At 68.6% G+C, this 9,140-nt stretch carries 10 protein-coding genes; 8 read left to right on the top strand and 2 right to left on the bottom strand.

Going from position 1 to position 9,140, the window contains the following annotated elements; translation table 11 throughout:
- Positions 1-271: 271 nt before the first annotated feature.
- Positions 272-1,030: a helix-turn-helix domain-containing protein gene (locus tag ACT6S0_RS15740; RefSeq protein WP_444764751.1), complete on the bottom strand. Its 759-nt coding sequence runs from the start codon at positions 1,028-1,030 to the stop codon at positions 272-274.
- A 126-nt stretch (positions 1,031-1,156) separates the two neighbouring features.
- Here ACT6S0_RS15740 and ACT6S0_RS15735 point away from each other — a divergent pair, with 126 nt between their 5' ends.
- From ACT6S0_RS15735 to ACT6S0_RS15700, 8 genes are all read left to right on the top strand, one after another.
- A complete protein-coding gene (locus tag ACT6S0_RS15735; protein ID WP_444764750.1) occupies positions 1,157-2,380 on the top strand; it encodes an amidohydrolase family protein in 1,224 nt (407 codons plus the stop codon).
- A gap of 23 nt (positions 2,381-2,403) precedes the next feature.
- Positions 2,404-3,153, top strand: a complete 750-nt coding sequence (locus ACT6S0_RS15730; protein WP_444764749.1) for a hypothetical protein — start codon at positions 2,404-2,406, stop codon at positions 3,151-3,153.
- Positions 3,150-3,932, top strand: a complete 783-nt coding sequence (locus ACT6S0_RS15725) for a DUF2145 domain-containing protein (protein WP_444764748.1) — start codon at positions 3,150-3,152, stop codon at positions 3,930-3,932. The genes ACT6S0_RS15730 and ACT6S0_RS15725 overlap by 4 nt, the downstream gene beginning before the upstream one ends.
- 112 nt (positions 3,933-4,044) lie before the next feature.
- Positions 4,045-5,934, top strand: coding sequence for an MFS transporter (locus tag ACT6S0_RS15720; protein WP_444764747.1), 1,890 nt, complete (start codon positions 4,045-4,047; stop codon positions 5,932-5,934).
- Entirely contained in the window at positions 5,931-6,197 is a 267-nt protein-coding gene (locus tag ACT6S0_RS15715) for a hypothetical protein (protein WP_444764746.1), read from the top strand. The genes ACT6S0_RS15720 and ACT6S0_RS15715 overlap by 4 nt, the downstream gene beginning before the upstream one ends.
- The gene (locus ACT6S0_RS15710) at positions 6,194-6,451 is read left to right on the top strand and encodes a hypothetical protein (protein ID WP_444764745.1); all 258 of its coding nucleotides are present in this window, start codon (positions 6,194-6,196) and stop codon (positions 6,449-6,451) included. Before ACT6S0_RS15715 ends, ACT6S0_RS15710 begins: the two co-directional genes overlap by 4 nt.
- The gene (locus ACT6S0_RS15705) at positions 6,448-7,191 is read left to right on the top strand and encodes a prolipoprotein diacylglyceryl transferase (protein WP_444764744.1); all 744 of its coding nucleotides are present in this window, start codon (positions 6,448-6,450) and stop codon (positions 7,189-7,191) included. Before ACT6S0_RS15710 ends, ACT6S0_RS15705 begins: the two co-directional genes overlap by 4 nt.
- Positions 7,188-8,651: a radical SAM protein gene (locus tag ACT6S0_RS15700; protein ID WP_444764743.1), complete on the top strand. Its 1,464-nt coding sequence runs from the start codon at positions 7,188-7,190 to the stop codon at positions 8,649-8,651. The genes ACT6S0_RS15705 and ACT6S0_RS15700 overlap by 4 nt, the downstream gene beginning before the upstream one ends.
- Here ACT6S0_RS15700 and ACT6S0_RS15695 read toward each other — a convergent pair.
- Positions 8,614-9,123 (bottom strand): hypothetical protein, encoded by a 510-nt coding sequence (locus ACT6S0_RS15695; protein ID WP_444764742.1) that lies wholly within the window; start codon positions 9,121-9,123, stop codon positions 8,614-8,616. The two genes, ACT6S0_RS15700 and ACT6S0_RS15695, sit on opposite strands and share 38 nt — an antisense overlap.
- Between the last annotated feature and the right edge of the window lie 17 nt (positions 9,124-9,140).

Genomic DNA, 9,140 nt, shown 5'->3' with positions numbered 1-9,140 from the left:
CTGATCTTGGGTGGGGTGGTGGCAGCCATGACGGCTCTCCTTGATCCTCTCGGGCACATGCCCGCATCGGTCAAGGTACGCCGCTCCGACTCTGCTGGCTTCCCAGCCAGTAAACCACCGCGTCAGCGGTTTAGTTCAACGTGTTGTGTGGGGATCGTTAACGATTTCTGCCCAACATTTGAGCATGCGCCAGACCGCTCGCTGCGCGGTCCGAGCGCCCCGGGGCGGACGCAGCCCAGCGAGTGCGTGCCTCCCCCCCTGATGCCGCGCCTCAGCCCTTGCGCTGACCCAAGCCAGGCCGCTCCAGGTCCCTGAAGGCCTCGAACACCCACGACCGCAGCCCGATGACGACGCTGTAGGGCCGCTTGTCGGCCGACGGCAGCTTCTGGTCCAGCAGGTGCTGGCGGGCGAAGTCGTCGGCGGCGCGCTGCAGCCGCTCGGCGAGTTCGCGCGCATGGCCGGCGCCGAATTCCCCGTGCACCAGGGTCAGCAGCTCGCCCTCGCCGTCGAAGCCGCCGGCGAAGAAGTCGGCCATCACGCGCTCCCGGAAGAACGTCATCACAGGCCCCTGCGCGCGCCAGCGCAGCGTCTTGGACACGAGCAGTTTGTAGCGGTTGTGCGGCCGCAGCTGGATGACGCCGAGGCGGTCCAGCTGGGCCAGCGCGGCAATCGCATCTGCCTCGGCGATGCGGTAGCGCGCCAGCACGTCTTCCAGCGCCCAGTGGCTGAGGCAACAGATGGCCACCAGCAGCAGCTTGGGGTCGGCCACGACGGCGCGCTCCTGCGCCAGGCTCAGCTCGCGCAGCGCCGGCGCCTGGGCCGCCAGGCGCGCGGCCAGTTCGGCGAAGTCGACCTTGAGCACCCGGCAGATCTCGTCCACGCGTGACAGCGGCATCTCGCCGCCCGGCGCCAGCATGCGCTTGACGCTGGACTCCGACAGAGCCAGCTCCCTGGCCAGCTCGGCATAGCTCAGGCCTTGCGACTTCAACTCGGCCTTGATGAGGGCCACCAGCGATTGCGTGCTCGACATGGGGCGAGACGGTAGCGCATGACGGCACCGCTGGGCGCAAGGCCCGAGCCGCGCCGATAAAAACGGCGGCGTGGCCAGGCCTGCCGCAGATGCTCGCGCCCCTCGCCACTCCTGCCCCGACAAGACATGCTCACCCGACGCCACCTGCTGTGCTGCGGCGCAGCCGCCGGTCTGTTCACCGCCCTCGCCGGCCCGTCCCGTGCCGGCCTGCTCAACCCCTGCCGCAGCGGCATCCCGGATGCGCTGAGGCCGCTGGTCGAGCGGACCTTCGACGGCCTCGACGCGAGCCAGCTGTGGGACGTGCACACGCACCTGCTCGGCACCGGCGACTCCGGCTCGGGCTGCACGGTCAACGCCCAGCTGAGCCAGTGGTGGCACCCCGTGGAGGTGCTGCGCAAGCGCTTCATCCTGAATGCCGCCTGCGTGCCGGCTGATGCGCCCAGCGTCGACCGCGCCTATGTCGAGCGGCTGCAGGCGCTGGCGGAGGACTTCCCCGTCGGCGCGCGCTGGATGCTGTTCGCCTTCGACCATGCCTGCGACAGCGCCGGCCGGCCCGTTGCGGCGCACACCACGTTCCACGTGCCCAACGCCTACGCGGCCGGCGTGGCCGCCGCGTGCCCGCAGCGCTTCGCCTGGGTCGCGTCCATCCACCCCCATCGGCCCGACGCGCTGGCGCGTCTCGACGAGGCCCTGGCCCAAGGCGCTGTCGCGCTGAAGTGGCTGCCGTCGGCCATGAACATCGACCTGCGCCACCCGCGGCTGCGCCCCTTCTACGAGCGGCTGGCCGCGGCGCGACTGCCGGTCATCGTCCACTGCGGCGAGGAGCGCGCCGTGCCGGGCGCCGGCCGCGACGAGCTCGGCAACCCGCTGCACGTGCGCGCGGCACTGGCGCAGGGCGTGCGCGTCGTCGTCGCGCATTGCGCGTCGCTCGGCAACGCGCTGGACCTGGATCTCAAGCGCCCGCGCGAGGCGAGCGCCTTCGCGCTGTTTGCGCGGCTGATGGACGAGGATTGGGGCGGCCGGCTGATGGGCGACATCTCCGTGACGCTGCAGACCAACCGCAAGCCCGAGGTGGCGCGCACGCTGTTCACGCGCGAGGACTGGCACCCGCGCCTGCTGCATGGCTCGGACTACCCGCTGCCAGGCATTCCCGCCGCAGTGCGCCTGACGGCGCTTGTCAAAGCCGGCCTGCTGGATGCAGCCGACGCGCCGCAACTCGACACGCTGCGCGAGTACAACCCGCTGCTGTTCGACCTGGCACTCAAACGCCTGACCCGCTGGCGTGGCGCTCGGCTGTCGCCGGCCGTGTTCGCCACGCGCCTGCATTTCCAACGGCCGGCAGTGTCATGAAGCGGTACTTCGCGGCGCTTGCCATGCGCCTTGGAACTATTCCCGAGGCTGGCACCGCCGGCTTCACGCAAGATCGCGCCCATTCCGACCCCCACAAGCACGGCAACACCATGCTCCAAGCTCATCTCCGCCGCGACTCAGGCGCCTGGCCGACGCCGGTGTGCAAGGCCTACCTTCTGGTCTGCCGGCTCTTTGATCTCCAACGCTTCACGCTGGCCAAGATGCTGCGCGACGCGCATGAGGCCGACCTGCCCGACGCCCGCCCGCAGGGCCGCCGCGATGCCGCCATGCAGTCCCAACCCAACGCTCAACAACTCCCGGAGTCCGACAACATGAAACGCCTGCTTGCCGCCACCAGCCTGTCCCTTGCACTCGCGATGCTCGCCGTTCCCGCCACGGCCCAGTCGGAGATCAGCCTGGCCGTGTCGGCCGCGCCCGTCGTGCTGTCGATGGGTGCGGTCAGTGCCACCGGCGTCGCGCTCAGCGCCATCCCCGCCGGCATGCTGTCGGCTGGCGTGACGCTGGCCGTCGTCAGTGTCGAGGTCGTCGGCAGCGCAACCGTCTGGGTGCTGGAGCGCGCCTCGGACGGCGCCCGCATCAGCTTGCGGACCGCCGGCAGGCTGGCCGAGGGCGTCGTCGTGTCCACCGGCGCGGCCGTGGTCGTGTCCGTCATCGCGGCCGGTACGGTGCTGTCGGCCACCGGCCATGTCATCGCCTTCATCCCCAACGAAGTGGGCAAGGCCCTGCTCCACAACGAGCAGGTGAGCCGTTGAAGCGCCTGCTGGTCAGCGCGGCGCTGGCACTGGCCACCGCCGCCCATGCCGGCCGGCCCTGCGAGGAACAGCCCGCTACGTTGCGCCAGGTGGAACAAGGCCTGACGCTGGCCCTGGCGACCGCCCGGCAGCTCGACGCCAGCGGCGCTCAGGTCGCCATCCTGGCCCGCGCCGGGCAAGACCTGTCCAAGTACGACCTGAAGTGGTCGCACCTGGGCTTTGTCTACAAGGACATCAGCCAACAGCCTGCCGTCTGGCGCGTCATGCACAAGCTCAACCACTGCGGCACGGACCATGCCGCGCTGTACCGCCAGGGGCTGGGCGAGTTCTACCTCGACAACCCGCACCGCTACGAAGCCGCCTTCGTCGTGCTCAAGCCCGAGCTGCAGCAGGCCCTGCTGCCCATCCTGACGGACAACGCCCGTGCGGCGCACTTCAACGAGCGCCGCTACAGCATGGTGTCCTATGCCTTCGGCACCACCTACCAGCAAAGCAACCAGTGGGTGCTGGAGACGCTGGCCAGCGCCGCCGCACCGGGCATCGTCAGCCGCCGCGCGGCGCAAGACTGGCTGAAGAGCCAGGGCTACCAGCCGACCGATCTGCGCCTGTCGGCCCTGGAGCGCCTGGGCGGCCGCCTGACCCAGGCCAACATCGCCTTCGACGATCATCCGACCGCGCGCCGCATGACGCGGCACATCGACACGGTCACCGTGGACTCGATGTTCGCGTGGCTGCCGCGCGCCGGCCTCTCCGAACCACCGCAACTGGTCAAGCAATGAAAGCCAAACAGAGTTCAACTGGATTCGAGCGGGGCGAGCGCCGGGCCGCCCCAAGCCGGCCCGCCATCCCCGCGGGGGATCGACTGGCGTATGCGCGAGCCGAGGGGCAGACATGAATCATCCGAATCAGTTCGCCCTGCTGGGCCAGCGCCGCTTTGCGCCCTTCTTCTGGACGCAGTTCCTCGGCGCCGCCAACGACAACGTCTTCAAGTTCGCCTTCACGCTGATGATCACCTACCAGCTGCAGCTGGACTGGCTGCCGCCCAGCCACGCGGGCCTGGTCATCGGGGCGCTGTTCATCCTGCCCTACGTGCTGTTCTCGGCCACCAGCGGCCAGCTCGCCGACAAGCACGACAAGGCGCGGCTGATGCAGCTCGTCAAGAGCCTGGAGATCGCCATCATGGCGGTGGCTGCCTGGGGCTTCTACGCGGCCCATGTGCCAACGCTGCTGGCCTGCGTGTTCCTGATGGGCCTGCACTCCACGCTGTTCGGCCCGGTCAAGTACGCCTACATGCCGCAGCACTTGAGCGAGCGCGAGCTGACCGGCGGCAACGGCATGGTGGAGATGGGCACCTTCGTCGCCATCCTGCTGGGCCAGCTGGCCGGCGGCATCCTTGTGGACACGCCCGTCGTTGGCCCGCACCACGTTGCCTGGGCCTGCCTGGCGCTGGCGGTTTTGGGCCGCGTGACCGCACAGCGCGTGCCGCCCAGCCCGTCGACCGACCCCGACCTGGTCATCAACTGGAACCCCTTCACCGAGACCTGGCGCAACCTCAAGCTGGCGCACGAGGGCCTGGCCGTATTCCGCTCGCTGCTCGGCATCTCGTGGATGTGGTTCTTCGGCGCCGTCTTTCTCAGCAATTTCCCCGCGTTCGCGAAGGAGGTGCTGCACGGCAACGCCCAGGTCGCGTCGCTGCTGCTGGCGGTGTTCTCCATTGGCATCGGCATCGGTTCGCTGCTGTGCGAGATGCTGTCCAAGCGCCATGTGGAGATCGGCCTGGTGCCGCTGGGCGCCATCGGCATGAGTGTGTTCGCCATCGACCTGTACTTCGCCGCCAGCGGCCTGCCGGCGAGCGAGCCCTACACGGTGAGCGGCTTCCTCAGCATCGCCGCGCACTGGCGCGTGCTGGCCGACTTGGGCGCGCTGGCCCTGTTCGCGGGCCTTTACAGCGTGCCGATGTATGCGCTGATCCAGCTGCGCGCCCAGCCCACGCACCGGGCGCGGATCATCGCGGCCAACAACATCCTGAACGCGCTGTTCATGATCGCCAGCAGCATCATTGCCGGCGCCATGCTGAGCGCGGGGCTGACGATCCCGCAGATCTTCCTGGCCGTCGGCATCGCCAACGCCATCGTGGGCATCTACATCTTTCTCATCGTGCCCGAGTACCTGCTGCGCTTCTTCGCCTTCGTGCTGACGCGCCTGGTCTATCGCTTCAAGATCGTCAACGACGAGCGCATTCCCACCACCGGCCCCGCCGTGCTCGTGTGCAACCACGTGTCCTTCGTCGACGCCGTGCTGCTGATGGCCGCCAGCCCGCGCCCGATCCGCTTCCTGATGGACGCGCAGATCTTCCGCATCCCGGTACTGGGCTGGATGTTCCGCCTCGCCAAGGCGATCCCCATCGCGCCGCAGAAGACCGACCCGGCCACCTATGAGGCCGCCTTCACCGCCGCCCGCGCGGTACTGGCCGACGGCGAGATGGTCTGCATCTTCCCCGAGGGCGGCATCACCCGCGACGGCACGCTGCAGCCCTTCAAGGGCGGGGTCATGAAGCTTATCGACGGCCTGCCCGATGTGCCCGTTATCCCGATGGCGCTGGGCAATCTGTGGGGCAGTTATTTCTCGCGCTTCGAGGGTGGCAAGGCGATGAGCAAGCCGCTGCGGCGGGGGGTGTGGAGCCGGATCAGCTTAATGGTGGGTGAGGCGATGCCGCCAGCGGCGGTGTCACCGGAGCAGTTGCAGGCCCGCGTCGCCGCATTGCTGCCCTCTTCATCATGAGCGACCGGCTCGACAAGCTGGAGCGCGGGTTCGCGTTGCTAGCGTTGACCGTTGGCGTGCTGGGCTTCGGCGCCGTCGGGCTGTGCGGTGGATATTTCACGGTAAGCGCCGTGCCACCGCTGTTGCAAGGCCACATCGACGTGGCGATTTTCCTGGTCCTCTCCGTGCCTTGCATGATGAGCGGCTTCTTCATGGTAAGGACCTGCGTGAGCAAGATCAGGCAACTGCTGCGCAGACCGCCCGTCGACGAGGAGGCCTCATGAGCGACGACACCGAAAGATCTCTTGGACGGGCGTTGATCACCGGCCTGCTGGTCATCGCCACGCTGGGCTTCGGACTGGCTGGGTTGTGTGGCGGCGCCTTCACAGCGATGTCCGTGTCTGAGTTGCTTTCGCCCCCGCGTCATGAGAGCTACGCAGGCGCCGTGTTGATCATCTCGGTGCCATGCCTGCTGATCGGTGGCCTGATTGCATGGCTGGGCGCGCGCGAGCTGGCTCGCAGGCTCACCCGCGTTTGATCGCTGACGCCACCACCGCCGCCTGGGCGCACACCGCCTTCGCATACGCCGGCATGGGCCTGGGTGCAGCGCTTTGGCGGGCCACGCTGAGGCGCCAGCAGCGCAGCGGCGCGCTGGCGCCAGGCAACTTCGGCGTGCTGGTGGGCCTGCTGATCGGCGCGGCCCTCGGCAACAAGCTCGTCTTCCTCATCGACCGGCCCGACGTGGCGCTGGCCATCTGGCAGAACGGAACGCTCACGTTCCGGGGCCAGAGCGTCGTCGGCGGCCTACTGGGTGGCCTCATCGGCGTGGAGCTTGCCAAGAAGCTCACCAGCCAGACCCGCAGCACCGGCGACGCGATGGTGCTGCCCATCGCGGTGGGCCTCGCCATCGGACGCGTGGGCTGCTTCCTCGCCGGCCTGCATGACGACACCTACGGCGTGCCCACTTCGTTGCCCTGGGGCGTGGACTTCGGCGATGGCATCCCACGACACCCGACTCAGCTCTACGAGATCGCCGTCGTGCTGGCGTTGGGCCTGGCGCTGCACCGAGCCCGCCTTCCCACGCCGGGCCTGGCGTTCAAGCTCTTCCTGGCCAGCTATCTGCTGTGGCGCTTCGGCGTCGAGTTCCTCAAACCGGTGCCGGTCGCGTACCCGCTGGGCCTGTCAGGTATCCAGTGGACCTGTCTCGTCGCCGTCGCCGTCTACCTGCCACTCGTGCTGCGCGCCTGGCGCCGCCCGCCTCTACTGGCCACGCCATGAACCGCAAGAACCGCCCCTACCTGTTCTATGACACGACGCAGTCCGTCTGCACGACCTGCCTGCGCCCGGTCGAAGCCAAGATCGTCATCAAGGACGAGCGGGTCTACATGGACAAGTGGTGCGCGGCCCATGGCACCGAGCGCGTGCTCGTCAGCGACGACGCGGCCTACTACCGGCAGTGCCGCGAGGTGTTCGTGAAGCCGCCCGAGATGCCGCAGCGCTTTGCGACGCCCATGAAATACGGCTGCCCCTACGACTGCGGCCTGTGCCCCGACCACATGCAGCACAGCTGCCTGTCCCTCATCGAGATCAGCGACCACTGCAATCTGCGCTGCCCCACCTGCTACGCGGGCTCGGGGCCGGAGCGGCTCTCACACCGCACGATGGAAGAAGTCATCGCGATGCTGGACGCCGTCGTCGCCAGCGAGGGCGAAGCGGACGTGGTGCAGATCTCCGGCGGAGAGCCGACGCTGCACCCACAGTTCTTCGACATCCTCGACGCCGCCAAGGCCCGGCCCATCAAGCACCTGATGGTCAACACCAACGGTCTGCGCATCGCCCAGGACGCGGCCTTTGCCGAACGGCTGGCGAGTTATGCGCCGGGGCTGGAGGTCTATCTTCAGTTCGACTCGCTGCGGCGCGAGGCGCTGATGGACCTGCGCGGCGCCGACCTGCGCGGCCCGCACGAGGCGGCGCTGAAGCGGCTGGACGCGCTGGGCCTGTCGACGACGCTGGTCATGACCGTCAAGCGCGGCATCAACGACGACGAGATCGGCGACGTGATCCGCCACGGCGAAAGCTACGCCTGCGTGCGTGGCGTGACGCTGCAGCCCATCCAGAACGCCGGCCGCGTCGAAGCGTACGACGCGGCGAAGCACCGCCTGACCGTCAGCGAGCTGCGGCGCCGCATCGCCGAGCAAAGCGGCATCTTCACGCCCGCCGACGTGCTGCCCGTGCCCTGCAACCCCGACACGCTGGCGATGGCATATGCGCTGCGTGGCCCCAACGGTCTGGTGCCGCTGACCCGGTATCTCGACGCCGCCACACTGCTGTCCGGCGACCGCAGCACCATCGTCTTCGAGGGCGACCCGGCGCTCAAGGCCTCGGTCTTCAAGCTGTTCTCAACCAACCATTCGCCCGAGAGCCAGTCCAACTGCCTGTCCGAGCTGCTGTGCTGCCTGCCGAAGATCGACGCGCCGCAGCTCAGCTACCGCGACGTCTTCCGCGTTCTCATCGTGCAATTCATGGATGCGCAATCGCTGGACATCCGCGCGCTGAAGAAAAGCTGCATCCACATCGCTCAGGCCGACGGCCGCATGGTGCCTTTCGAGGCCTACAACCTCTTCTACCGCGACGAGCGCCAGGCGGAACTGGCCACCATCCGCGCCGAAATCGACGCCCAGCGCGAACAGCGCCTGCAGTTCAGACCGAAGGCGGCGGCACCTCTCGCCCGCGCCTGAACAGCCGCTTCACCCGCAGCCTGACCGCCCGCGCCCAGCGCCACGCCGCACTCGCGCGCACCCAGGCCAGCAAATCAGCCTTCCAGGCCGTCCAGCGGCCATGCTGGCGGGCGAACCAGGCCAGCTGCATCAACGCCGGCTGGATGAGCTGGAACAGCCAGGCCAGCAGCGCCGTGCCAATCAGCTTGGCCGCGACGATGACGGCCACGCCCAGCGTCACGCGGCCTTCGGCCACCAGCCACAGCGCCAGCAGCTTGACCGGCAGGATCAGCAGGCTGGGCAGCAACAGCGCCACGAGTGCCCAGCGCGGTGGCAGGCGTTTGAGCAGGGCCTCGATCTGCCGGATGACGGGCAGCCTGGCCAGCAGCGCGAAGACGCGCCGCAGCGGCTCCCAGCCCCATTCCTCGAAGAGGATCAGCAGCGCCAGCGTGATGCGGAAGAGCCACCGCAGCGGTGCGAGCCAGGTTCTCATCGCATCCCGGGACTCGC

Source organism: Roseateles sp., from assembly GCF_052436255.1.
Taxonomy (GTDB): domain Bacteria; phylum Pseudomonadota; class Gammaproteobacteria; order Burkholderiales; family Burkholderiaceae_C; genus Pelomonas.
This window is presented reverse-complemented; position numbering and strand designations above follow the sequence as displayed.

Excerpts from the sequence above, each read along its gene's own strand:
- ACT6S0_RS15740 (WP_444764751.1), bottom strand. The coding sequence starts at position 1,030 with ATGTCGAGCACGCAATCGCTGGTGGCCCTCATCAAGGCCGAGTTGAAG.
- ACT6S0_RS15735 (WP_444764750.1), top strand. The coding sequence starts at position 1,157 with ATGCTCACCCGACGCCACCTGCTGTGCTGCGGCGCAGCCGCCGGTCTG.
- ACT6S0_RS15730 (WP_444764749.1), top strand. The coding sequence starts at position 2,404 with ATGCGCCTTGGAACTATTCCCGAGGCTGGCACCGCCGGCTTCACGCAA.
- ACT6S0_RS15720 (WP_444764747.1), top strand. The coding sequence starts at position 4,045 with ATGAATCATCCGAATCAGTTCGCCCTGCTGGGCCAGCGCCGCTTTGCG.
- ACT6S0_RS15715 (WP_444764746.1), top strand. The coding sequence starts at position 5,931 with ATGAGCGACCGGCTCGACAAGCTGGAGCGCGGGTTCGCGTTGCTAGCG.
- ACT6S0_RS15710 (WP_444764745.1), top strand. The coding sequence starts at position 6,194 with ATGAGCGACGACACCGAAAGATCTCTTGGACGGGCGTTGATCACCGGC.
- ACT6S0_RS15700 (WP_444764743.1), top strand. The coding sequence starts at position 7,188 with ATGAACCGCAAGAACCGCCCCTACCTGTTCTATGACACGACGCAGTCC.
- ACT6S0_RS15695 (WP_444764742.1), bottom strand. The coding sequence starts at position 9,123 with ATGAGAACCTGGCTCGCACCGCTGCGGTGGCTCTTCCGCATCACGCTG.